We start from the raw sequence: 24,977 nt of genomic DNA on the forward strand, positions 1-24,977 counted from the left end.
GCATGACACGGACCGTCATTGAATCGAAAAGCAAAACCGTCGTCATCGGCTTTGATGAACCCTTTTGCGTGATCGGGGAAAGGATCAACCCGACGGGCCGCAAAAAGCTGGCCGCCGAGTTGGAGGCGGGGAATTTCGAGACCGTCGAAAAGGACGCGTTGGAGCAGGTGGCTTGCGGGGCGATGGTGCTGGACGTGAACTCGGGCGCCGTGTTCACCAACAAGATGGCCGAAGACCCGCGCTATGCCGACAACAACTTTGTCGAGCCGCCCCTGATGCGGGAAATGATCCTGCGGATTCAGGCGATTACGGACACGCCTTTGTGCATCGACAGCTCGGTTCCCGGTGCTTTGGAAGAGGGTTTGAAGGCCTGCGAAGGGCGTCCGCTGCTGAACTCGGTCACGGGCGAAGAACACCGCTTGGAACTGGTTCTGCCGCTGGTCAAGAAATACAACGTGCCGGTCGTGGCGATTTCCAACGACGACACGGGGATTTCCGAAGACCCGGATGTGCGTTTCGCCGTGGCGAAAAAGATCGTGGAACGGGCGGCTGACTTTGGCATTCCGGCGCATGACATCGTGGTCGATCCGCTGGTCATGCCCGTGGGCGCGATGGCGACAGCGGGACGGCAGGTGTTCGAATTGGTGCGGCGTCTGCGGGATGAGCTGGGCGTGAACACGACTTGTGGTGCCAGCAACATCAGCTTTGGCCTGCCCCACCGGCATGGCATCAACGCAGCCTTTCTGCCGATGGCGATTGGCGCGGGGATGACCAGCGCGATCATGAACCCGGTGCGTCAGGTGGAAATGGAAGCGATCCGGGCGGCGAACTTTCTGATGAACCACGATGCGAATGGCGGGGAATGGATCCGCTTTTCCAAAGTGCTGGAGGCGGTTGAGGGCGGTCTGTCCTTTGCCGAGGCGAGTGCGGCGGCCACCAGTGCGGCCGGCGGTCGGCGCGGCGGTCGTCGCGGTCGCGGCTAAGATCACGCTTTGGCGGGCCGGATCAGGCCCGCCAAAAACGCGGCATCAGCAGAACGAAAGCCGCGAGCAGGGCAACCCGGCCCAGAAGCATCGAAAAGGTCATCACCCATTTCGCCGAATCCGGGAAATCCACGAATGTGGCGGTCGAGGCCGTGGCCGGGCCGATGGCATAGCCGATGTTGCCAATACTGGCCCAGACACCGAACAGCGCCGATTCCCCATCGACCCCCAGCAGGGTGACGAAAACGCTGAGCACCCCCAAAAGCAAGATATAGGCGGTGGTGTAAAAGATGAGGCCGTCCATCGTTTCATCATCGACGGTGCGCCCATCGTATTTGATGGCGATCACCTGACGCGGGCTGGAAATCTGGCGCGCCTGCGCCCAAAGCGCCTGAATGATGACCTGCACGCGGAAAACGCTTAAAGCGGCCGAGCTGGAGCCGGAACAGCCGCCGATCATGCCGACAACAAAGGCCACCACAAGGGCAAATCCCCCCCAGGTACCAAAATCGCCACTGCCAAAGCCTGTGGTCGTCATGATCGAGATCAGGTTGAACAGCGCGCGGCGAAATGTTTCCTCGACCGGACCGCCATGGGCCCAGACCCGCCAGATGGTGACCAAGACAGCAGCCGTCAGAATCCAGCGAGCCATGGAACGCACCTGACTGTCGCGCCACAACGGGCGGGCATCGCCGGCGACCAGTTGGACAAAGCGGATGTAGGGCATAGCCCCCAGAAACATGAACAGGATGGCGGCATATTCGATCGGGCCAGGATACTTTGAAAAAGAGGCATCCATTGGGGCAAAACCGCCGGTGGCGATGGTGGACATGGCTGTCACGACAGCATCCAGCGGCGTCATACCCAAGGCCGAATAGGTGGCCATGCAGGCAACGATCAAACCCGAATAGACCCCGAGCAACGACAAAGCGATGTCTGAGGCGCGTGGCAGAACTTTGCCCAAGGTGTCGTAGCCTTGCACGCGGAAAAACTGCATCCCCCCCACCCGCATGACAGGCAGAAAGATCATGGCAACGAAGGCAATACCCAATCCGCCGATGCCGTTAAGCATCCCTCGCCAAAGGTTCACACCCGAAGGCAGATTGTCGAGGCCAACAATGACGGTCGACCCGGTGGTGGTGATGCCCGAGACGGATTCAAAATAAGCATCCGTCAGATTGAGGCCGGGCGCGCCCAGCATGAAGGGCAGGCAGCCAAAGAACGAGACAATGATCCAGGCAAGCGTGGTGATAAGATAGGCCTGCCGTGTGTCAAACAAGATAGAAACGCCATTGCGGGTGGAAAGGGCCACCAGCCCGCCAATGGCCCCGCTGATCAGGGCTGCGGTAAAAAACGCGCCCGCGTTGCCATTGCCCTCGACCGCATCGACAGAGGCCGGAATCAGCATGAGACCGGCCAAAGCAACCAGCATCAGGCCAATGACGTAAAAGACGGGGCGGATATCCTGCATTGTGTTGGCAGGAATGGCTTTGCCCCCGGCGTTTGTCAACGCCGGGGGCAAAGGCCTAGAACAGGAAGTCGTCGGCGTTCAGGCGGGCGTCGTTGGTGATCTTGATGGTCCAATCGACCTTGCCATCGCCGTTGACATCGCCCTGCAACAGTCCGTCGGCGCGGTCATAGCGGACCTGATCGGCCTTGCCCGAGAAAGCCCTGCCGCCGATGAAACTACCGCCGTCCATGAATGCAGACAGGTCAATGCTGTCGCCTGCGCCGAAATCACTGATCACGTCGCGGTCGATCTGACCCTTGTTGCGGAAGACGAAAACATCATCGCCCGCGCCACCCGTCATGTTGTCGCGACCAAGGCCACCGGTCAGCCGGTTGTTGCCCGCGTTGCCGATCATGCGGTCATCGCCTGCGCCGCCGGTGATGTTGAGGTTGAGGCTGCCCGAAAGGGTGAAAACCTCGACATTGGCATAGCGGCTGGCGACGAGGGAAACCGTTTCGCTGAACACGCGGTCGCGGCCAGCATCGGCACCCTCGACCACCTGGGTCTGGGCGTTCAGGACATAGTAGTCGTCGTTGCCTGCGCCGCCGTCGAGCGTGTCGGTGCCTTCGCGGCCGCCGAGGGTATCGTTCCCGGCCCCGCCATAAAGCAGATCATTGCCCTGGAAGCCCATGAGCAGGTCATCACCGTCATCACCGTGAAGCGTGTCGTCGCCCTCACCGCCACGAACGTCGTCGTTGCCCGCGCCGCCGAAAAGGCTGTCATTCGCGCCTTCCCCGGTCAGGGTGTCATTGCCCTCACCCCCATAGGCGGCGGCGGTGACATTGGTGTTGTGCAGTTCAAGCGTGTCGTCGCCGGCATTGCCGGTGAGGACAACGCCCTCACCATAGCCTTGCAGCATGTTGTTGGCTGCATTGCCAATGGCCTGAAGGCCGTTACCTTGGACGCCAGCGTTTTCGATGCCGATGTAGTTGTTCAGATCGACGTTGATGCTGAAAGCATAGAGCCAGTCATTGCCGCCGCTGGGATCGGCACTTTCGATCACGACATCGGTGATGTCGTCGATGAAATAGCCATCGTTGCCGTCGCCCCCTGAAAGCGTATCGGTGCCGCCAGCGATGGTGTCAAAGAACCGACCGCCGATCAGCATATCATCGCCCGCACCGCCGGTCAGGCTGTCATTGCCCAAGCCGCCGATCAGCCAATCGTCGCCTTCGGCCCCTTCAAGCGTGTCACTGTCATTGCCGCCGTCGAGCGTGTCGTTGCCTTCGCCGCCGGAAAGACTGTCGGCGTTGCCTTCACCGTAAAGTTGGTCATGGCCATCGTCGCCTGCCAGCGTGTCGTTTCCAGCGTCGCCCGAAAGGGTGTCGGCGTCCGCGCCGCCGAAGAGTTGATCATTGCCTGCACCGCCCGACAGGCTGTCTTGGCCCGCATCGCCGGACAGGTAGTCATTGTCACCGCCGCCATAAAGCGTATCGGCGTCGGCCCCACCATAAACGAAGTCGTTGCCGTCGCCGCCTTCCAGCAGGTCATTGCCATCGATCGCTTGCAGGATGTCGTCGCCAGCCTCGCCATAAAGCCGGTCATTGCCGGCGCCACCAATGATCGAGTCATTGTCGTCACCGCCGTTCAGCGTGTCTTCCCCAGCACCGCCGAAGATCTGATCCCGGCCTTCGGCACCCTGGATGTCGTCGTTTCCGGCGTCGCCGGTCAGATTGTCATCGCCCGCGCCGGCGTGGATATAATCGTCGCCCTCACCGCCGTCGATGGTGTCGTTGCCGTGGTAGGACAGGATCGCGTCATTGCCATTGCCGCCAAAGATCATATCGGGGTCAACATGGCCGACGATCCGATCATCGCCATCGTCACCGTACAGTGTATCGGTGCCACCGGGATCAGCCTGCAAGGTGTCATTGCCATCACCGCCATAGACCAGATCAGCCCCATCGCTGCCGTAAAGGCTGTCATCGCCAAGGCCGCCATAAAGGCTGTCATTGCCATGGCTGCCATAGAAGGTGTCATTGCCCGCGCCGCCAGAAAGCGAGTCTACCCCATAGCCGCCATAGAGAACGTCAGCATCGTCGCCACCGTCCAGCGTGTCATTGCCATCGCCACCATCGAGCGTGTCGTTGCCGTCGCCGCCCGACAGGCTGTCATGGCCATCGCCTCCCGAGAGGGAATCCTCGTCAGCGCCGCCGTAGAGTGAATCGTCGCCGAGATAACCTAACAGAGTGTCGTTGCCCGCCTCGCCCGACAGGCTGTCCTTACCATCATCTTGGCCAGACATTGCAAAGGTCGCCAAGTAATCGTCACCGTCGCCGCCGTAAATTGTATCGTCGCCCAGAAGCCCGATGATCAGGTCATTGCCCGCTTCGCCATAGGCCAGCATCGTGCCGCTGCTTTCAGAAAGCACATCGTGCCACATGGTGTCATCACCGGCCCCGCCGTAATAGACGTTGTCGCCGGGGCCACCATACAAGACATCATTGCCATTGCTCCCCGAAAGCGTGTCGTTGCCTTCGTCACCGTAAAGAAAATCGCGGCCATCACCCCCGAACAATGAGTCATGTCCCGTGCCACCGAAAAGGCTATCGTCGTCGTTGCCACCGAAAAGGCTGTCGTTACCAGTCCCGCCGTAAAGCAGGTCGTTGCCACCATCCGCTGAGAACCAATCGTTGCCACCACCGCTTATGGTGTCAAAGTCGTCAGCGACAACATCGGCCCAACCGCCAAAAACACCAATAGTATCGTCGCCGTTACCGCCGACAACTGTCATGGGGGAATAATTCGTGAACGTTGCGGACTCGTTGCCCGATGGCACATGAAATTCTTCCCAAGGATCATTTACGTTCATGCGATAATACATTGAGCAACACCGTTGTTGATTGCGTGTGGACCGAAAGTGTTAGACCCTATCAGGGTTGCAAGAACAAGCACTCGATTTCGAAACAATCAGGCGGAACTGCCTGTACGCAGCACCGGGCTGGAAAGTCAGTTTAAACTATTTGCAAACCTATCGCTTGACCAGACTTTCAAACAAAGTCGGATCCAAGCTTTGGCTGGCAAAAGTCTCGCCTTCTGTCAGCAAACTGACCGCATCATGGGAATGCAAGGATTCCTGATGGCTGGCAACAATCCGAAAATCGCCCACCCGCGCATCACCTTGCAACGCCGCGGCAAAGCTGCGGGCGGCGTCTTCGACGAAGATGGGGTTGGCGGCGTTCAACTCGGCAAAGGCCTGTTCATCCTCACGTTTCACCATCACCTGCGTCTCGGTGGGCACGCCCGCGCGGGCGAGTTCAATCAGGTCTTCGAACCACAGAACGGGGCCATCCTGCAATTCCACGGAAATGCGGGCGACGGAACGTTGCGAATGGGGCGTGGCCAATTGGCCGCGCGTCTGGCGGGCGTGTTCGGACAGTTCCAAGGAACAGGGGCAGGTGCTGGAATAGACGTAATCCAGATGGATGATCTTTTTGCGAATGCCCGCCTTTTCGACCAATTCCAGCGCAATGTCGTAATATTGCCAGCCTTTCAGCCCGGAACGCAGGCTTTCAACCTGCATCGGAAAGGACAAGCGCATTTGAATGCGGGCGTCAAAGGAACCGAGGTCGCGCTTATAATCCTGCAACGCCGCTTCGATCACGCCCATGGAAAAGGTTTCATCGGCATGGGCGTAAAAAGAGCGCATGATGCGGCTCATATTGATGCCCTTTTGGTCGGCCTCAAGGCTGACGGTGCCGGTGACGCTGGTTTCCAGCATCCTATCTCCACCGGAACGGGTGCGATAACGGATGGGCAGGCGAAAGTTGGAAATGCCGACATGCTGAATGCGCTTGCGCGCGCCGACGATCAGGCTGGCAGGGCCGTTTTGCAGATCGGGCAGGCTGGCGCGATAGGCGGGATCGGCGCGGAAATCTGTGGGGTAGTCGCGGGACAGGACGGGATAGGCGGGCACGGCGGCCTGATCATTCTTGACGTTCATCTTGGTCCCCTTTGGTTCTGTCCAAAGATAGGCCGCCGGTGAGGGTTTCAACCCCACTGGCGGCAGATCACCGTCAAATTGCGGCGAGGCCCTGTTTCAGATCGGCGATCAGGTCGTCTGCATCTTCAAGCCCGACCGAAAGACGGACAAGGCCGGGGGTGATGCCAAGGCTGGCTTTCTGATCATCGGGCAGGCGCTGGTGGGTGGTGGTCGCGGGATGGGTGGCGATGGTTTTGGCATCGCCGAGGTTGTTGGAAATCTTGGCGATTTCCAAGGCGTTCAACATGCGGAAAGCGCCGTCCTTGCCGCCTTTGACCTCAAAGGTGACAAGGGTGCCGCCGGTGCCCAGTTGCTCCATCGCGAGCTGATGCTGCGGGTGGCTGGCAAGGCCGGGATAGATGACCTTTGTGATCTGCGGATGGCCTTCCAGCGCCTGCGCGACCTTGAGCGCGCTGTCGGCCATGGCGCGGCAGCGCAGGTCAAGGGTGGCCATGCCGTTCAGCATGATCCAACTGGTGAAAGGCGACATGCTGCCGCCGGTGTGTTTCATATAGGGTTCAAGGGTCTTGCGGATATAGTCGGTGGTGCCGCAGACAACGCCACCCAAGGCGCGACCCTGACCGTCGATGTGTTTGGTGGTGGAATAGACGATGACATCGGCGCCTTGCGCCACGGCATCGGAAAAGATCGGCGTGGCAAAGACGTTGTCGCAGATGACGAGGGCCCCCGCGGCATGAGCGATTTCGGAAACCGCTTTGATGTCAATCAGTTCCAGGGTGGGGTTCGACATCGACTCGAAGAACACCGCCTTGGTGCCGGGGGCGCAGGCGGCCCGCCATTGCGCCAGATCGGTGCCATCGACAAAGGTGACCTTAACGCCGTAACGCTGCATCACCTCTTCGAGGATGTAGAGGCACGAGCCGAACAGGGCGCGGCTGGCGACAACATGATCGCCCGCGCGACAAAGCGACATCAGGGCCCCCGACACGGCGGCCATGCCGCTGGCGGTGGCGAAGGCGTCTTCGGTGCCTTCCAGCCCCGCAATGCGCTCTTCGAACATGCGGGTCGTGGGGTTGCCATAGCGGGCATAGATGAATTCGTCGTCGCCGGTTTTCACAAACCGCGCCTCGGCGCTTTCGGCGGTGGGATAGACAAAACCCTGCGTCAGAAAGATCGCCTCGGCCATCTCGCCATATTGGCTGCGACGGCTGCCTTCGTGGACCAGTCTTGTGCGGGTTTTCCAGTCTTTCGTCATTGTCGTTCCCCATGCTTTCCGATGACCAGAGAGCCGGGGCGCGAAACGCCCTTTCCCCTCTTTAGCGGCTTGTTTAACGTGGCCCGCAATCCGGATACAAATCGCCACGGACCTAGGCATAGAAGTTTTGCTAGGCCGGGTCAACCAAGGGAAAGATCATGATCGACCTGCATTTCTGGCCCACACCGAACGGCCACAAGATCACCATTGCTTTGGAGGAGATGGGGCTGGCTTATCGGCTGCATTATGTGAACATCGGTGCGGGGGACCAGTTCAAGCCGGAGTTTCTGGCGATTGCGCCGAACAACCGGATGCCGGCGATTGTGGATGATGAGGGGCCGGATGGGCAGCCCGTGTCGATCTTTGAAAGCGGGGCGATCCTGCAATATCTGGCGCGGAAAACGGGGCAGTTTTACGGATCGACCGAGCGGGAACGGATTTCGGTGGAGCAATGGTTGATGTGGCAGATGGGTGGGGTCGGGCCGATGGCGGGTCAGGCGCATCACTTCCTGCATTATGCGCCGACGATGGACCCGCCGCATGACCTGCCCTATCCGAAAGACCGCTATCGGCGGGAGGTGGGGCGTTTGTATGGGGTTCTGGATCGTCAGTTGGCGAAGAACCGCTATGCGGCGGGGGATTTTCTGTCGATTGCCGATATGGCGATCTGGCCTTGGGCGATGGGTTGGGAACGGCAGGAACAGACGCTGGAGGACAAGCCGCATTTCAAGCGCTGGCTGGAGGAACTGGCGGCGCGCCCGGCTTTCGTGAAGGGCAAGGCGGTGGGGGCGGAACGGCCCAATGCCTCGACCGATCGCAAGGCGCAGGAGATTTTGTTCAAGCGGTAGGGTAAGCCCCCCCTCCCCATCCCTCCCCCGCAGGGGGGGGGGCGCGTCGAACAAGTGCCCCGCTTCGGGATAAAGCGCGTTCCCCTCCCCCTTGTGGGGAGGGGTTAGGGGTGGGGGTGACGTCAGGCCTTGGGTGCCGGTTCGCTTAGCACGCCCGACAGACCCTCATCAAAGTTCATGCCCAGTTCCTCGCCCAGTTTCTTCATCGCGGGCAGTTGCAGGGCGGCCCCCAGCATGGCGTCGAAGGCTTGGTTGACCGGGGCCTTGCCCTGGCCCTCGCCCCCGGCAGAACCGCCCTGCCCCAGACCGCTGATCTGGTTGATGCGGATCGAGTCGATCTTTTCGGCGGGTTTCACCATTTCCTGCACGATGCGCGGCATCGCCTCGAGTTTGGCCAGTTGCACGCGCATGGCGATGATTTCGCTGGACAGGGTGTTTTCGGAATTCGCCAGCGCCTGACGCCCCTCGGCCTCGGCCAACAGGTCTTTCTTTTTCGCATCGGCCCGGATCGACAGGGCGTCGGCCTCGGCCTGCGCCTCTTCGCGCAGCGCTTCGGCACGGTCCACCGCCGCGGCGCGTTCTGCTTGGGCTGTCAGCCGCAGCTTCGTTGCCTCACGCTCTGCTTCGCGTGTCGCCTCGATCACCGCGATGTCCTTTTCGCGCTGCGCCTGCGCCACAGCCCGCGCGGTTTCGATGGCCTCAGACGCCTTGATCGCCTCGGCCCGCGCGGCATCGGCAGACGCCCGCGCCCGGCTTTCAGCCTCGGACTTTTCGTTGATCTCGATCTGGCGGTTCTGGTTCGCGACCTCGATTTCTCGTTCCTTGGTGATCTGGGCCTCTTCAATCGCCCGTTCCCGGGCGATTTCGGCGGCGCGGATTTCCTGTTCCCGCTTGATCCGGGCACGCTCTTTCTCGGATTCCGCCGCTTCACGGGCGCGGGCAACCTCAGAATCCTGTGCGGCCTTGAGGGTTTCGATTTCCTGCGACCGGGCGATGCGCGACTCTTCCTCATCCCGCGCGATCTGCATCTTTTGCTTTTGCGCCTCCATCGCGGAGCGGGCGACGGAAACCTCAGCCTCGGCGTCGATTTCGGCGCGTTCCTTTTTCGAAGTCGCAATCACCTCGGCCAGTTTGCGCATACCGACGGCGTTGAACGCGTTGTTTTCGTCCAGCGCGTCAAAGGGCGTCTGGTCCAGCGCGGTCAGCGAGACGCTTTCCAGTTCCAGCCCGTTTTTCAGCAGATCGTTCGACACGGCATTCTGCACCTCTTGCACGAAAGAGGTGCGGTTTTCGTGCAGTTCATCCATCGTCATACGGGCGGCCACGGCGCGCAGGCCGTCGATCAGCTTGCCCTCGATCATTTCGCGCAACTGGTTCACGTCAAAGGTCCGGTCGCCTAGGGTTTGCGCGGCGCGGGAAATGCCGTCTTCGGTCGCCTGGACCGAGACGTAGAATTCGACGCCGACATCCACCCGCATGCGGTCTTTGGTGATCAAGGCCCCCTCACCCGCGCGCTTGACCTCAAGCCGCAGGGTTTTCATGTTCACGGGGGACACTTCGTGCAGCAGCGGGATGATGATCGCGCCGCCATCCATGATGACCTTCTTTCCACCCGCCCCGGTTTTCACCAGACTGATTTCGCGGGTGGCGCGACGGTAAAGCCGCCCCAGCACAAGACCGACGATCAGCAGAAATGCGACGATTGTGCCGATGATGACGGCAAAGGACATAGGTTCCATCGAAGACAGACCTTTCTGTTGAGTTGTTGCAAATTGTGCCCAAGTCGGTTGGGCGGGGCCGCTTATTCCAGCGGCAGGATACGCAGACCCCAGCCGCCTTTGGCAAGACGTTCGCGCAGGGTCAGAACCTCGGTGCCTTCCGGGATGACATCGCTGTCGCGGAAGGGTTCGCAGCGCAGGTAATGGGTGTTGCCGTGGCGGTCGCGCAGGCGGACCTCGGCCGGTTGGCCGTTGCGAGCGGTGCCTTGGGTGACGATGCCGCGCAAACCACCCATGAACTGGGCGCTGGTGGCGGTGGTTTCGATCTGGGGCAGAAGGTTGCCGAAGAACCGCGCGAAGGTGCGGGCAAAGCCCAGGCCGATTGCGGCAGCAATGATGACGGCGAGCGTGGTGCCCAAGGGTGCGCCAAGGATGTTTTGCACGACCGATTGCAGGATCAGGCCAGAGAGACCAAAGCCCATGAGCAAAGCCGCCAGCCAGATCATAAAGGGGGTATGGCCCAGCCCAATCAGCCCCGCCCAACCGACGCTGCCGTCGGGCAGATCCTGATCGGGGGCTTCCATTGCGACGCTCGCCTCAAGCAAGGCACCGACATCGGGTTCGGCGTCGGGAGAGAGGTCAAACTGGGCCTGAAACCCGGCCATGTCAGGGGCGTCAGCCTCGGCGCTGCCCAGAAGCGAGCCGCCCAGAACCAAGGCAATCAGTTCCAGCCCGAGCAGCGCCAAAAGCAGGCCGAGGGCCAGCGCAAAGGGGACATAGGGCGTTGAAAGCAAAGCCTGAAACATGGGTATAACCTTTCCGTTACCGATCACATGGCCCCGGCCGACCCCCCATTCAAGACTTTGGACAGAAGCCCTGTCCAATATTTTCCCCGCATGGTTGCGGGGTCACTTTTCCGGGGTTTCGGATTTGTCAGCGTAGGTTTCAAACAGTTTGAAATTCGACATGATGAAGAGGAACAACAGGATCGGCAGGCCGGGAAATTTGAACCAGACCCAGGTGTCGGTGCTGAAAAAGCGCCAGACGATTTCATTGGCGATGGCGAGCGCCAGAAAGAACAGGGCAAAGCGCTTGGTCAGGATCATCCAGCCTTCTTGGGTCAGGGGCAAGGCCGCCTCCATCGCCAAGCGCAGATAGGATTGGCCGCGCCAGAGGCCAAAGCCCAGAAGCACCGCGAAGAAGAGGTAGATGATGGTGGGTTTGGATTTGAGGAAACGTTCGTCGTTCAGCCAGATGGTCAGGCTGCCCATGACCAGAACCAGTGCGAGCGTGACGATCTGCATGACGGAAAGCTTGCCGGTGATCTTCCACAGGATGGCGGTGGACAGGATCGTCAACGGCACGAAAACTGCGGTCATGGCGACAAAGCCGGAATATTCGGTGCCGCCGACGGTGAAGCTGTGATCCTTGAGCAGGAAGTAACCCAGCAGAAAGGCCACCAGCGGGCCGTATTCAAGGGCGGCCTTCAGCTTGGCATGGTTGGGTTGGTCAGTCATCATCCGCCTCTTGTTCACTGGGCGAAAAGGTCGCCGTCACATTCATGCCGTTGAACAACGGCGCAAGGTCCTGAACGCTGCGGGGGACGCCCGTCAGGATAAAGGGAAGGGTCTGGGCCGGGCCGATGCCTTTGTCAGAGGTCATGGTCAGGTTCAGGGTGCCCGAGGGGTTGGGCAATTGGTCGATCATTGCGGTCAGCGAGGCCTTGGTTTCAGTGGGAAAGCTGGTGTCGGGCAAAGCGGCGATGCCGCTGTTGATCTGGGTTTTGAGCGCGGCCATCTGGGTTTCGGGTGGCTGTTCGGTGCTGAGGAGCGTGCTGAACAGGGGGAACAGCAAATAGGTTTCAAACAGCCCGTTGGTTTCAAGGCCGAGTTGCAGCCGGTTCAGGGCAAAGCTGGTGGCCGAGCCCATGATGGCGCTGCGGCCCGAGAGATCAACGCCGGTGAGGGTGGCTTGAAGGGCGATTTCATTGTCGCCGGGAAAGCCGAGTTCCAGCGTGTTGATTTCCAAGGTTTTCTGGCTGGGGTTCCAGTCGGCATCGAATTCCAGATCGATCGCGCCGCGCACCGATTGGGCGCGCATGAGATAGGTCATGACGGGATCGGGGGTTTTGGTGAGGATGCGGAAATCGTCGAGGTCGATTTCAAGATGTTCGGGCTGGGCGTCAAAGGCGTAAAGGCCGGAAAGGCCCTTGCCGCGCCATTTCAGGGATTTGGCGGAATAGTCGGGGATAAAGTCACCGGGGGCCAGAACGTCGAGAGCAGTGATTGAACACCAGCCGCCCCATTCCGCCGCCGGGGCCGCGACATTCACGGTCAGGCCAGCCTTTTCCAATGCGCCCGACAGGGCCGCCCAATCGCCCGCGCAATCAGCTTGGGCAGGGCTGGCGAGCAGGGTAAGGAATGCCAATTTTTTCATGCCTGCACCCCCACCAGCGCCTTGGCGAAATCGTCAGGGTCAAAGGGGGCGAGGTCGTCAATCTGTTCGCCCACACCAATGGCATGGATCGGCAGGCCGAATTTGTCGGCGAGGGCAACCAGAACGCCCCCCTTGGCGGTGCCGTCGAGTTTGGTCATGACAAGGCCCGAGACATCGGCAATCTTGCGGAAGATTTCGACCTGGGTCACGGCGTTCTGGCCCGTGGTGGCATCCAGCACCAGAAGGGTGTTATGCGGCGCATCGGGGTCTTTCTTGCGGATGACCCGGACGATTTTTGCCAGTTCTTCCATCAGATCGGCGCGGTTCTGCAAGCGGCCTGCGGTGTCGATCAGCAGAAGGTCAGCCCCTTCGTTCTGGGCTTTGGTGATTGCCTCAAACGCAAGGCTGGCGGGATCGCTGCCTTCGGGGGCGGTGAGGACCGGCACACCGGCACGCTGGCCCCAGACCTGCAATTGTTCGACGGCCGCCGCGCGAAAAGTGTCGCCTGCGGCAATGACCACCGATTTTCCCGCCGCCTTGAACTGGCTGGCGAGTTTGCCGATGGTCGTGGTTTTGCCCGAGCCGTTGACGCCCACGACCAGCACCACCTGCGGGCGTTTGGGATAGATTGGCAGGGGGCGGGCGACGGGGGTCATGATCCGGGCGATTTCTTCCGCGAGTGCGGCCTTGATTTCAGCGGTTGAAACCCGCTTGCCGAAACGCCCTTCGGCGATGTTCGCCGTGACGCGCATGGCGGTGTCAACGCCCATGTCGGAGGTGATCAGCAGATCCTCTAGCCCCTGCAATAGGGCGTCATCGACCAGACGGCGGGGTTCATCGCCCCCCAGCAGGCGACCGACAAGGCCGGGGGCCGGGGCCTCGGCGGCGACGAGTTCATCCAGCCCCTCGCCGATCTTGTCCGAGGAGCGGAACATCCGGTCGCGCAGCTTTTTCAGAAAGGACATCGGCGGGCTTTCGTCAGGGGTTTGCCTTCAAGTAGTCAATTTACCGCCCCGCGAAAACCCCTTGGGGGTTTTTCATCGCCCGTTCCATGCTATTCCTGTGCCATGTCGCGCCCTTTGCCCGTTCTGGCCTTTGCCTTGGCCGCCCTTTTGCCTGCTGGGCTGATCCTTTGGGGATCGCTGTCGGGGGGCTGGGTGGCGGTTTTGGCTTTGATTTATATGACGGGCTTTGCGCTTTTGTTGGACCAGATGGTGCCTTTTGTGGCCGAGAACGCGCCCGAAGGTTCGGAGTTTCCGGCGGCGAATGGTTTGCTGGTGGCTTTGGGTCTGGCGCATCTGGTTTGTGTGCCGTTGTCCGTCTGGGCGATTGCGGGGGAAAGCGGGCTTTCGACGGGGGCGAAGGTCGCGCTGTTCTTTGGGTGCAGCCTGTGGATGGGGCAGGTTTCCAATGCGGTGGGGCATGAGCTGATCCACCGGGGGAATCGCTGGCTGTTCCGGCTGGGGGCGCTGATCTTTGCAACACATCTGTTCGGGCATCATGCGAGCGCGCATCGGCTGGTGCATCACATTCATGCCGCCAGTGCGGCAGACCCCAATTCGGCGCGGCGGGGGGAAGGGTTTTATCGGTTCTATCTGCGGGCTTGGCACGGTTCCTTTGTGCAGGGTTTTCAGGCTGAGGCGGCACGGGGGCGGGCGGTGCATCCCTATGTTTGGTATGGGTTAGCCTCGGCCCTTTCGCTGATGGCGGGATATGTCTTGGCGGGTTGGGCGGGGGTGCTGGTCTGGAGCGGTCTGGCGCTGCATGCGCAGGCGCAGTTGTTGCTGTCGGATTATGTGCAGCACTATGGTTTGCAACGTCGGATGCGGGCCGATGGGCGGCTGGAGCCGGTGGGGGTTGCGCATAGCTGGAACGCGCCGCATTGGTTTTCGGGGGCTTTCATGCTGAACGCGCCAAGGCATTCCGACCACCATGCCCATCCGTCACGACCCTACCCGGCCCTGCGCCTGCCCGCTGGGGACGAGGCCCCGATGCTGCCGCTGCCCCTGCCCTTTTGCTGCACCGTGGCGCTTTCGCCCCGCCTGTGGCGGCGGATGATCCATCCGCATTTGAAGCGCTGGCAGGCCGTGGCCGAGGACACGATTTCCTGACTGGCCCCGCGCCACGGCGCATGGCACAATCAGGGCGACCAATTGGAGAAACAGATGCTTGCGCGTTTCCTGCTGGCGGCGACGATAGCCGCCCTGCCCCTTGGGGCCCTTGCCGAAGGCACATTGAATGCCGACGAATTTGAGGCGCATGTGACGGGAAAAACCCTGACCTATGACTATGGCGCGGGGGTTTTGGGGATTGAGCAATACCTGCCGGGCCGCAAGGTGCGCTGGGCGTTTGAAGGCGATATCTGCGTGAATGGCATCTGGTATCAGCAGGAGGATCAGATCTGTTTCGTCTATGAAAACGACGGGGTCGCGCAGTGCTGGGAATTCTACAAGGAAGGCGACGTGATCTCGGGCACCTATATGGGGGATGCGGCGGGCACCTTCATCATGGAGATCAGCAAGACGCCGAACCCCCTGTCCTGCGCGGGGCCTGAAGTCGGTGTTTAGGATTGCAGCGCTTTTGATGGTTTTGGCCAGCCCTGTGCTGGCGCAAGAGACGCCGCTGACGATCGAGGAATTTGATGCCCTGGTGACGGGCCGGAAGATGGACCATTTCAACTGGGGCCAAAGTGATCCCTATGGAGCGGAGGTCTATCTGCCGAACCGGACGGTGCGCTGGGCGTTCACCGCCGATGAATGCGTGGACGGCACCTATTACGAGCGGGACGGGGCGATCTGTTTTAATTACGAAGGGCGGATGGGTGAGATTTGCTGGCATTACTGGCGGGACGGGGCGGATTCCCTGACCGGGCGGCCGACCAGCGATCCGGCGGATTCGCTGCTTTATCAGATGCGCCCCTCAACCCAAAAGCTGGCCTGTCTGGGCCCGGATGTGGGGGTTTAGGCTAAAAGAGGCTGCCCTGTTCGGGGGCATCCTTGGCCTTGCGCGGCGGGCGCGGGGAAAGCGAAAGGCGGCCATCCTGGAATTCGATTTCCAGATGGCTGGACTTTTCAGCCGCGGCTTTGCTGGTGACGACTTGGCCGTCGGCATAGACCACGGCAAAGCCGCGTTTCAGGGTTTCATGATGGCCTAGCGTCTGGCGCATGCGGTCGAGCCGGTCGAGCCGTTCTGACAGGGATTTGAGACGAAGGGACGGGGCGGCATCAAGGCGTTGCGCCAGTTTTTCCAGCGCCTCGCGCTGGCGGGTATTGTCGCGGGCGCTGCGGGCGGCCAAGTTGGTGAGCGTGGGTGCAAGGCGGGCCGACAGGCTTTGCAGCCGGTCGCGGGCGCGGTCGAGGCGACGGTCGAGCAGCGCCTTGGCGCGGGTGGACTGATCCTGCAAGGCGGCCCCCCGGCGGGCCAGCATGGTTTGCAAGGCATTGGGCTGCATCTTGGCGGCCAAGGCGTCAAAGCTGCGGTGCTTGCGAACGACAGCAAGGGAAAGCGCGCCGCCCAGACGGGAGGCGGCGGTATCAAGGCGCTGCGTGGCCGATTGGGTCAGCGCCTCGGGCCGGGGAAGCGCGCGGGCCAGATCGCGCAGGCGCTGGCCGCGCAGCATGACGCCGCGACCGACGCCCTGCATGAGACGCGCCTGAAGGCTGTCCAGCGTGGCCAGCAGTTCCAAGCGCACGGGCACGGCCATTTCTGCGGCGGCGGTGGGGGTCGGCGCGCGGCGGTCGGCGGCGTGGTCGATAAGGGTCGTGTCGGTTTCGTGGCCGACGGCGCTGATCAGGGGGATACGGCTGGCCGCGGCAGCGCGGACGACGATTTCCTCATTGAAACCCCAAAGGTCTTCGAGCGAGCCACCGCCACGGGCCACGATGATCACATCGGGGCGGGCAATGGGACCGCCGGGTTCCAGCGCGTTAAAGCCACGAATGGCGGCGGCCACCTCGGGCGCGCATTTTTCGCCCTGCACGGGGACAGGCCAGATCAGGACATGGCGGGGAAAGCGGTCGCGCAGGCGGTGAAGGATGTCGCGGATGACCGCGCCCGAGGGTGAGGTGACGACGCCGATGACCTGGGGAAGGTAGGGGATGGGCTTTTTGCGGGCGGGATCGAACAGACCCTCGGCATTCAGGGCCGCGCGGCGCTTTTCCAGCATGGCCATGAGCGCGCCCGCGCCGGCGGGGGCGAGGTCTTCGATGATCAACTGGTATTTCGACTGACCGGGAAAGGTGGTCATGCGGCCGGTGGCGATGACTTCCATCCCTTCCTCGGGCATGACGGCCAGTTTGCCCGCCTGCCCCTTCCAAGTGATGGCGGCGATGACAGAACGGTCGTCTTTCAAGTCATAGTAGAGATGGCCGGAGGCGGGGCGCGAGACGCGACCCACCTCACCGCGAACCCGGACAAGGCCAAACTCGCCCTCGATCACCCGTTTGACCGCGCCGGAGAGTTCCGAGACGGTGAATTCGGGTTGATTGCTGCGGGGTTCGGGGGTGTCGTCGAGAAGGTCCATGGACGGGTTTTCGCATATGAATTGCGGTTGCGCCAGAGGCGGGGCTTGGGGGGCATCGAGCCCCCGCGCGCCCCGGTGGGGACTGTCTGCCCCCACACGGTCACTGCGTTCCCTCCCCCGAGGATGTATTTGAAGAAAAGATGGGGGATCGGTGCTTTCCTTGGGGTTGGGGCTGCTTTATGTCCCGACAGAACGGAAAATGGGGGCGCAGATGAACATTCTTATTCTGGGATCAGGCGGGCGGGAACATGCTTTGGCCTGGGCGGTGAAGCAGAACCCGAAATGCGACCGGCTGATCGTGGCCCCGGGCAACGCAGGCATCACGCAGATCGCGGAATGTGCCGAGATCGACATTCTGGACGGGGCGGCCGTGGTGGCGCTTTGTGCGGAACAGGCGATTGATTTTCTGGTGGTCGGGCCGGAAGCGCCCTTGGCGGCGGGCGTGGCCGATGCGGCGCGGGCGGCGGGGATTTTGACCTTTGGACCCTCGGCGTTGGCCGCGCAGTTGGAGGCGTCGAAGGCCTTTACCAAGGCGATCTGTGACGCTTGCGGGGCACCGACGGCGGCTTGGGCGCGGTTTACTGAAGCAGCCCCGGCGCGGGATCATGTGACGGCGAAAGGCGCGCCGATTGTGATCAAGGCGGATGGGCTGGCGGCGGGCAAGGGCGTGGTGGTGGCCATGACCCTGGAGGAGGCCTTGGCCGCGATTGACGATATGTTTGGCGGCTCGCTAGGGGCGGCGGGGGCTGAGGTTGTCATTGAAGAATTCATGGCAGGCGAGGAAGCGTCGTTCTTTGTGCTGACCGATGGGGTGAACGCCCTGCCGATTGGCACGGCGCAAGACCACAAGCGCGCCTATGACGGGGATAAGGGGCCGAATACGGGTGGGATGGGGGCCTATTCCCCTGCCCCGGTGCTGACGCAGGCCTTGCAGGATCAGGCGATGGCCGAGATTGTTCTGCCGACGATCCGGGAAATGGCGGCGCAGGGGATGCCCTATCAGGGCGTGCTTTACGCAGGGTTGATGATCCAGAATGGCCGGGCGCGGTTGGTGGAATACAATGCCCGCTTTGGCGACCCGGAATGTCAGGTTCTGATGATGCGGCTGGGGGGGCAGATTCTGGATCTGCTGTTGGCGACAGCCGAAGGGCGCTTGGATCAGGCACGAGTGTCTTGGGCGGAGGATCACGCCTTGACCGTGGTGATGGCGGCGCGGGGGTATCCGGGTGACTATGCCAAGGGCAGCGTGATCAAGGGGTTGGAGGCCCTGCCCGAAGACAGCCGTCACATTGTCTTTCATGCCGGGACCAAGGCGCATGACGGCCTGGTGACAGCGAACGGAGGCCGGGTTCTGAATGTGACGGCGCGGGGCGAAAGCTTGGCCGAGGCGCGGGAAATGGCCTATCGCATGGTCGAGGGGATCGACTGGGCCGAGGGCTTCTGCCGCAAGGATATCGGCTGGCGGGCGCTGTCGGCAGATAACGCATAAGCAAACAACCCCTGCTTGCGCGCTGCCGGCTTGCCCGATATACCCCCCCAACAAATCAGGAAAGGACTTCATTTTGTCGGTGCCCTTAAAGATTGGAACTGAGTTTCTTATAAATTCTGCCACAAACAATTCTCAGAACACGCCAACCGCCGTGACACTGACCGACGGTCGTTTTGTCGTCGCCTGGGAAGACTGGAGCGGTTCGGGCGCAGACAGATCCTTTGCAGGGGTCAAAGCGCAGATTTTCAACGCGGATGGCTCACGGTCCGGAAATGAATTTCTTGTCAATTCGACAACCTATTATTCGCAAGGTTCACCCAAACTGGCGGCACTTGATGATGGACGTTTTATCATCTGCTATTTTGATGGCAGCGAGATGGGCGGCGATGCATCGAGCGCAGGCATAAGAGCCCAGATTTACGACAGCAATGGCAGTCCTGAAGGCACCGAATTTTTGGTGAACACGACCACCGCAGGGCTTCAAAGCAGCCCGGTCGTCACGAAACTTGCAAATGGTGGCTTTGCGATTGCTTGGGTCGACAACAGCCGGTCTGCGGATGATGCCGCAAGCTATGCGCTTCGTGCTCAGATCTTTTCGGCCGACGGAAGCCCGTCCGGCAGCGAATTTTTGGTCAATACCACGACGACAGGACATCAGATGGACCCTGCGCTTGTCGGGTTGGCGGATGGAAAGTTCGTGGCGGTCTGGACCGATTACAGCATGACAGCAGGCAATCAGGAAGGGGCCGATATCCGGGCGCAGGTTTTCAATGCGGATGGCAGCAAATTTGGGTCGGAATGGGTGGTCAACGCCACAATCCCGTTGCCACAATTGCAACCGGATATCCAAGTGCTGGCGAATGGCAATATGATCGTTGTCTGGCAAGATCTGAGTCTGACAGGCGGGGATGCATCGCTGGCCTCGATAAAGGCGCAGATTTTGGCACCGGATGGCACCGCCATTGGTTCCGAGATTCTGGTCAACACCACGACCGACGACTCGCAGATCGAGCCCGTCGTCGCGGTTCTTCCGGACGGTCGGTTTGTCATTGTCTGGCAGGACTATAGCTGGAGCGGGGGCGATACGTCGCGCTATGCGATCCGCGCGCAGGTTTTCCTTGAGGATGGCACGCGGCAGGGTGATGAGTTTCTTGTCAACACCTCTACGATGGAAAGTCAGAAAGAGCCCACCATAACGGTGTTGGATGAAAACCGGATTCTGATCGCTTGGAGTGACTATAGCGGGGCCACCGGGGACAGTTCTTCGGACGCGATACGCGGCCAAATTTTCGACGTCACGATGGAAGGCAAAAACATCCGTGGGGATGCGGCGATCAACAAGCTGCTTGGAACCGACTGGGACGACAGTCTTGCGGGTCTTGGCGCAAGCGATCAAATCTTTGCCGCCGATGGCGACGATTTTCTGTTTGGCGGCACCGGCGCGGATCGTTTGTTTGGTGGATCAGGCGACGATCGCCTTTTTGGGGGTGCGGGTCGGGACGAACTGGCTGGAGGTGCGGACCTTGACCATTTCATCTTTGCAAGTGCCGCCCATGCCAAAGGCGACCGGATCAAGGATTTTCAGCGGAACGTCGACAAAATCGACGTGTCCGCCTTTATGGAGGGCGGGCGCTATATCGGCAGCGCAGCCTTTAAGAAAGGCGTCGAAGATCAAATACGCTATGAGAAATCAAAAGGCCTGTTGAGCGGTGACCTGAATGGCGATGGTCGCGCGGATTGGACGCTCACGTTGGTCAACAAAGCGGCGTTGACTGTGGCCGATTTCCTGTTCTGAAGGGAATTCCTGCGCCAGCCCCAAATGGGGCTGGCATTTTCTTGAGAACAATCCCAGATACTCGCCCCAAGAAAGCCACATTTCAAACGAGCGAGCTCTTTCATGCCCCTGCAAACCGGAAACGCAAAGAACAACAAGCTGACCGCCAGCGCCGCGGGGGATACGCTGCTTGGCCTTGGCGGGGATGACACGCTGATCGGCGGTGCCAGCCTTGACACGCTGATTGGCGGGTTGGGCAATGATGTCTATGTCATTCAGTCGCAGCAGGACATTGTTCAGGAAGATGCCTATGGCGGGACGGACCTGATCCGAAGTGGCCTTGTCGATATCTATATGGACACGGTGGCCTATTACCTGAATGGCACCAGCTTTGTCGAAAACGCCCAGTTGACCGGCCTTTTGAACCTGAACATCTGGGGCCATGCGGGCAACAACGTGCTGACTGGCAACGACGGCAACAATTCGCTGTTCGGGGGGAATGGCGATGACAAGTTGTTTGGCGGTCTGGGGAATGACCTCCTTTATGCCGGAAACGGGAACGACGCCGTTTTTGGCGGCGCGGGGGACGATACGCTGAACGGCTATCAGGGTCACGTCACGCTGAGTGGCGGGGCCGGCAACGACAACATCTATACGATGGAGGGGGCCTATCTGGTGCATGGGGATGCCGGGAACGACATGATCTTTGGCGACTATATGAAGGACACGTTGTTCGGCGATGACGGGTCCGACATGATTTCGGGCGGTGCAAACCATGACCGCATCGACGGCGGCAACGGCAACGATGATCTGAACGGCGAATATGGCAATGACCTGCTGATCGGGGGCAAGGGCAATGACAGCCTGTTCGGCAGTTTTGACCGCGACACGATGCAGGGTGGCGAGGGCAACGATTTGCTGCGCGGCGGGTCGGGGTTGGATGTCTATGAGGGCGGCCTTGGCAATGACACGCTGCAAAGCGGTGGGGGCGGCAGTGTGATGAAGGGTGGCGACGGGGCGGATGAGTTCCAGGCCTATCTTGGGGCGGATGTGATGACGGGCGGTAAAGGGGCGGATCGCTTTGTATTTGCGAACAACTGGTTTGATACAAATGAAGTGCTGATCAGCGGCATCAAGGGCGACCGGATCACCGATTTCGAACATGGGCGCGACAAGATCGACCTGCGCAATCTGGCCGAGACAGAGACGTTTATCGGCGCGCGCGCCTTTGGCAACGAAGGCGAATCCGAAGTGCGCTATGACCGCAGCAAGGGTCTGTTGCAGGGCGATGTGGACGGCGATGGCGTGGCCGACTGGACGCTGACGATTGCCAACAAAGCCCAGATTACCGCCAGCGATCTCATCCTGTAACGTTGCCGAAAGCGACCATGGTCAATTCCGACTATGGTCGCATTTACCGATAACGTTAACGCTGCCTAAATCCCGCCGCAATTGCGCGGGGCCAAACGCCCCTGCCCCATTCAGAACAAGGATATCCCATGCCCGGCCCCCTGCCCTTTGGCACCGAAACTATTGTCAACAGCAGCGAGGACGCCTCGGGCGGCACGATCATCGCCCTTTCTGGCGGTCGTTTCATGATGTTCTGGGAGGACGATGGGGCGGTGAAGGGCCAACAGTTTCGTGCCGACGGTCGCAAGGTCGGTGCAGAATTCACCGTCAGCGCGGCCAGCGAAGAATGGATCCGCGACATTCATGCTGTGGAGCTAAAGGGCGGCAAGATTGCCGTGACTTGGTCGGGCATGGATGACACGGCCAGCGACACAGACAATGGCAGCATTCAGGGCCGGGTGATCAGCGTGTCGGGCGCGCCGGTGGGCGACACTTTTACGGCCAACAGCAGCAGCATCAACCGCCAGGAATATGCAAACATCACCGCAACCAAGAACGGCGGCTTTTTCATCACCTGGACCGACAGTTCGGTGGTGGCAACGCCAGCCTCGATGGATATCCGGGGGCAATTCTTTGGGGCGAATGGAGCCAAGCAAGGCAGTGAGATTGTCGTCAACACCTCGACCAACGGGGCGCAGCGCTTTTCAGAGATGACCTTGCTGAAGAATGGCAATGTGGTGGTGGTGTGGACGGATGAGGGGCGCAATGCGGGGGACACCACCTCTGTCACCGTGCGGGCGCAGTTGTATAAGCCGGACGGCACCAAATTGGGTGGCGAGTTCATCGTGCCGACCGAGATTGCGGCGCGGGAATACTGGCCAGACGTGGTGGCCCTGAACAACGGCAAGTTTGTCGTGGTCTGGAATGACAATGGCGGGCAGGTGCCGGGCCAGATCGCCGGCGGAACGGTGACCGACAGTGATATAAGCGGGGTTGTCGGACAGATCTTCAATGCCGATGGCACGCGCTTTGGCGAGGACTTCCTGATGAACAGCCGCACGAGCGGCGCACAGAATGAGCCGATGGTGGCGGCACTGAAGGACGGTGGGTTTGTCTCGGTCTGGATTGATTGGGCGACCTCGGCCGAGGACGGTGATGGCCATACGATCCGCGGTCAGGTGTTTAATGCCAACGGCAGCAAGCGGGGTGACGAGTTCATTGCCGAGACGACCTTTGCCGGCCAGCACAGCAATCCGCAGATCGTGGGGCTGGCCGACGGGCGGTTTGCCGTGACATGGGACGGCAATGGCAATGTGAACCTGCAAATCTTTGACCCGCGCAGCAAGGCGATTACCCTCAAGGGCAGCGCAAAGCCGGATGACTATGTCGGAACAGGCTTTGCCGACACGATGCGCGGCGGCAAGGCAAACGACTGGCTGGCGGGCGCAGGCGGGGCGGACAAGATCTTTGGCGATGCGGGCAATGATTTGATCACCGGTGGCTTGGGCAAAGATCGGTTGACTGGTGGCAAGGGGGCTGACGATTTCGTCTTTCTGACCGCGGCCGAAGCCAATGGTGATAAGATCACCGACTTTGCCAGCAAGGTGGACGATCTGGATTTTTCCGCCTTTATGGATGGCGGCAAGTTCATTGGCGCGAAAGGGTTCAGCGGCAAGGGCGGGGCCGAGGTGCGCTATGTCAAGGCAGCAGGGGTGCTGTCGGTCGATCTGCAAGGGGATGGCCAGGCGGATTTCAGTTTGACGCTGATGAACAAGGTCGGGCTGACGGCGGCAGATTTCATTCTGTAGACTTGGCCGAAAAGCAAATGACGGTCGCAATTTTTGCGAAAGTCGCTTTGACTAATGCAACCGCGCCGGATAGCGTCCGGCACGGTTAATTTCTTAAGATCGCAACGCTATTTCAAAGCGATCTTGGAATGGCACATCCTGAGGGGAATGAAATTGGCAGAAGTGACACTGAGCGGAACGACGGGCAATGATACGCTGACCGGCAGCTATGGTGCAGATGCGATTGCGGTTCTGGCGCTGGCGGGGGACGATCTGATCTACATCGTCGGCACCGACGTACTGGATATCGACGGTGGCGATGGGAACGACACCATCGGCGCGATGTTGGGCGATAATATCGGTTCCTTGGCAGAAATTCTGGGTGGTGCAGGTGATGACCTGCTGGCCGTCAGCGGCGCGCGGCAAGAGATTCGACTGAATGGCGGAACGGGGAATGACTCCTTTGTTCTGGATGCCCAAGGGGCATCGGGCGATCAATCATCGATCTTGACGATCGATGGGGGCGATGGGGATGACATCGCCATTGGCCAGATTCAGACTGGTGCCGAAGGTGCGTTGAACACAACCCTTGACATGGGCGCGGGCGACGACCTGATTGATCTGCGCATTGGGCTTTCGCAGACCCATAATCTTCTGACTCTTACGGGGGCGGGCGACGACGTGGTGCGACTGGCCTTTGAGGTGAGCGCCACTGCGGTTGAGGCCAATGCCGACCTTCGGCTGGGCGAAGGCGATGACTTTGCAGCGATCGGCAAGGGGAACGCCAGCGCAGGGACCATCACGGTTCTGGGTCAGGCCGGGGATGACGTGCTGCGGGGCACAGGGGGCGGTCCGCTGACGCTTTCCGGTGGGGCGGGCCACGACCGGCTGGTTTCAGCGCTAGGTCAAGGGACAGAGAGCATCGTTTCATTGAAAGGCGGCGTGGGTCAGGACGTTCTGGTGGCCGGTCATGCCGTCGACATGATGGAAGGCGGCACAGGGGCCGATGTCTTTGTGTTTGCCAAAGCCTTTCAGGGGGCGGTGGATAGCATCACGGACTTTCGCCATGGGGTCGACCAGATTGATCTGTCTGGCTTTATGGACGGGGCGGATTTTATCGGCTCGGCGAAATTTTCCGGTGATGGGGCAGAGCTGCGCATTGTGGCGGGCAAGGCGGGCTCACCGATCAGCCTGATCGCTGACGTGAACGGCGACGGCAAGGCCGATTGGAAGATCTATGTTCAGACCAATATGCTGACCGCTGGTGATCTGATCCTGTAAAGGCTTTCCGCCCCATCCGGCCTGTCGGTCGGTTGGGGCTTTCGAATCGGTGCAGCTGCGCTGACAAAATTGCGCCACAAT

Annotated in this window: 19 protein-coding genes, 1 pseudogene and 1 riboswitch; of the genes and pseudogenes, 10 read left to right on the forward strand and 10 right to left on the reverse strand. The window is 60.7% G+C overall.

Annotated features, from left to right (window positions below; all coding sequences use genetic code 11):
* Positions 1-2 precede the first annotated feature (2 nt).
* On the forward strand, positions 3-983 hold the full coding sequence (locus IE095_RS01440; RefSeq protein ID WP_189409691.1) for a methyltetrahydrofolate cobalamin methyltransferase: 981 nt from the start codon (positions 3-5) through the stop codon (positions 981-983).
* A 22-nt stretch (positions 984-1,005) separates the two neighbouring features.
* On the opposite strand, the gene IE095_RS01445 is transcribed toward IE095_RS01440, so the two are convergent.
* The 4 genes and pseudogenes from IE095_RS01445 to metZ all read right to left on the reverse strand — a co-directional run bounded on the left by IE095_RS01445 (position 1,006) and on the right by metZ (position 7,691).
* Positions 1,006-2,454 (reverse strand): TrkH family potassium uptake protein, encoded by a 1,449-nt coding sequence (locus tag IE095_RS01445; RefSeq protein ID WP_189409693.1) that lies wholly within the window; start codon positions 2,452-2,454, stop codon positions 1,006-1,008.
* 55 nt (positions 2,455-2,509) lie between these two features.
* Positions 2,510-5,305 (reverse strand): calcium-binding protein, encoded by a 2,796-nt coding sequence (locus IE095_RS01450; RefSeq protein WP_189409695.1) that lies wholly within the window; start codon positions 5,303-5,305, stop codon positions 2,510-2,512.
* A 159-nt stretch (positions 5,306-5,464) separates the two neighbouring features.
* Positions 5,465-6,400: pseudogene (folE2, locus tag IE095_RS01455) on the reverse strand (GTP cyclohydrolase FolE2); the annotation flags it as partial.
* Between the two features lie 109 nt (positions 6,401-6,509).
* Complete coding sequence (metZ, locus tag IE095_RS01460; RefSeq protein ID WP_189409699.1) at positions 6,510-7,691, reverse strand: O-succinylhomoserine sulfhydrylase; 1,182 nt, start codon at positions 7,689-7,691, stop codon at positions 6,510-6,512.
* Positions 7,692-7,731: 40 nt separating this feature from the next.
* A riboswitch (SAM riboswitch) is annotated at positions 7,732-7,809 on the reverse strand.
* Positions 7,810-7,849: 40 nt separating this feature from the next.
* Between metZ and IE095_RS01465 the strand changes: the two genes are divergently transcribed.
* A complete protein-coding gene (locus IE095_RS01465) occupies positions 7,850-8,539 on the forward strand; it encodes a glutathione S-transferase N-terminal domain-containing protein (protein ID WP_189409700.1) in 690 nt (229 codons plus the stop codon).
* A 122-nt stretch (positions 8,540-8,661) separates the two neighbouring features.
* On the opposite strand, the gene IE095_RS01470 is transcribed toward IE095_RS01465, so the two are convergent.
* From IE095_RS01470 to ftsY, 5 genes are all read right to left on the reverse strand, one after another.
* Positions 8,662-10,278, reverse strand: a complete 1,617-nt coding sequence (locus IE095_RS01470) for a flotillin domain-containing protein (protein ID WP_189409701.1) — start codon at positions 10,276-10,278, stop codon at positions 8,662-8,664.
* Between the two features lie 62 nt (positions 10,279-10,340).
* Positions 10,341-11,063 carry an OB-fold-containig protein gene (locus IE095_RS01475; protein ID WP_189409702.1) on the reverse strand — a complete coding sequence of 241 codons (723 nt, stop codon included), beginning with the start codon at positions 11,061-11,063 and terminating at the stop codon, positions 10,341-10,343.
* 102 nt (positions 11,064-11,165) lie between these two features.
* Entirely contained in the window at positions 11,166-11,774 is a 609-nt protein-coding gene (locus IE095_RS01480; RefSeq protein WP_189409703.1) for an inner membrane-spanning protein YciB, read from the reverse strand.
* The gene (locus tag IE095_RS01485; protein WP_189409704.1) at positions 11,767-12,693 is read right to left on the reverse strand and encodes a hypothetical protein; all 927 of its coding nucleotides are present in this window, start codon (positions 12,691-12,693) and stop codon (positions 11,767-11,769) included. Before IE095_RS01485 ends, IE095_RS01480 begins: the two co-directional genes overlap by 8 nt.
* A complete protein-coding gene (gene ftsY / locus IE095_RS01490; protein WP_189409705.1) occupies positions 12,690-13,658 on the reverse strand; it encodes a signal recognition particle-docking protein FtsY in 969 nt (322 codons plus the stop codon). Before ftsY ends, IE095_RS01485 begins: the two co-directional genes overlap by 4 nt.
* A 102-nt stretch (positions 13,659-13,760) precedes the next feature.
* Between ftsY and IE095_RS01495 the strand changes: the two genes are divergently transcribed.
* Genes IE095_RS01495 through IE095_RS01505 form a run of 3 tightly spaced genes read left to right on the forward strand, consistent with a single transcriptional unit; the run spans position 13,761 to position 15,657 of the window.
* Entirely contained in the window at positions 13,761-14,804 is a 1,044-nt protein-coding gene (locus tag IE095_RS01495; protein WP_189409706.1) for an alkane 1-monooxygenase, read from the forward strand.
* Between the two features lie 54 nt (positions 14,805-14,858).
* Positions 14,859-15,260 carry a hypothetical protein gene (locus IE095_RS01500; RefSeq protein ID WP_189409707.1) on the forward strand — a complete coding sequence of 134 codons (402 nt, stop codon included), beginning with the start codon at positions 14,859-14,861 and terminating at the stop codon, positions 15,258-15,260.
* A complete protein-coding gene (locus tag IE095_RS01505) occupies positions 15,253-15,657 on the forward strand; it encodes a hypothetical protein (protein WP_189409709.1) in 405 nt (134 codons plus the stop codon). The genes IE095_RS01500 and IE095_RS01505 overlap by 8 nt, the downstream gene beginning before the upstream one ends.
* Position 15,658: 1 nt before the next feature.
* On the opposite strand, the gene xseA is transcribed toward IE095_RS01505, so the two are convergent.
* Positions 15,659-17,215: an exodeoxyribonuclease VII large subunit gene (gene xseA, locus IE095_RS01510; protein WP_189409710.1), complete on the reverse strand. Its 1,557-nt coding sequence runs from the start codon at positions 17,213-17,215 to the stop codon at positions 15,659-15,661.
* Between the two features lie 211 nt (positions 17,216-17,426).
* Here xseA and purD point away from each other — a divergent pair, with 211 nt between their 5' ends.
* The 5 genes from purD to IE095_RS01535 all read left to right on the forward strand — a co-directional run bounded on the left by purD (position 17,427) and on the right by IE095_RS01535 (position 24,896).
* Positions 17,427-18,704, forward strand: a complete 1,278-nt coding sequence (gene purD, locus IE095_RS01515; RefSeq protein WP_189409711.1) for a phosphoribosylamine--glycine ligase — start codon at positions 17,427-17,429, stop codon at positions 18,702-18,704.
* A 151-nt stretch (positions 18,705-18,855) separates the two neighbouring features.
* Positions 18,856-20,499 (forward strand): calcium-binding protein, encoded by a 1,644-nt coding sequence (locus IE095_RS01520; RefSeq protein ID WP_189409712.1) that lies wholly within the window; start codon positions 18,856-18,858, stop codon positions 20,497-20,499.
* A gap of 102 nt (positions 20,500-20,601) precedes the next feature.
* Positions 20,602-21,849, forward strand: a complete 1,248-nt coding sequence (locus IE095_RS01525) for a calcium-binding protein (RefSeq protein ID WP_189409713.1) — start codon at positions 20,602-20,604, stop codon at positions 21,847-21,849.
* A gap of 128 nt (positions 21,850-21,977) precedes the next feature.
* A complete protein-coding gene (locus IE095_RS01530) occupies positions 21,978-23,636 on the forward strand; it encodes a calcium-binding protein (RefSeq protein ID WP_189409714.1) in 1,659 nt (552 codons plus the stop codon).
* A 147-nt stretch (positions 23,637-23,783) separates the two neighbouring features.
* Positions 23,784-24,896 (forward strand): calcium-binding protein, encoded by a 1,113-nt coding sequence (locus IE095_RS01535; protein WP_189409715.1) that lies wholly within the window; start codon positions 23,784-23,786, stop codon positions 24,894-24,896.
* Positions 24,897-24,977: the final 81 nt, after the last annotated feature.

This window comes from Neogemmobacter tilapiae, from assembly GCF_014652215.1.
Lineage (GTDB): Bacteria > Pseudomonadota > Alphaproteobacteria > Rhodobacterales > Rhodobacteraceae > Neogemmobacter > Neogemmobacter tilapiae.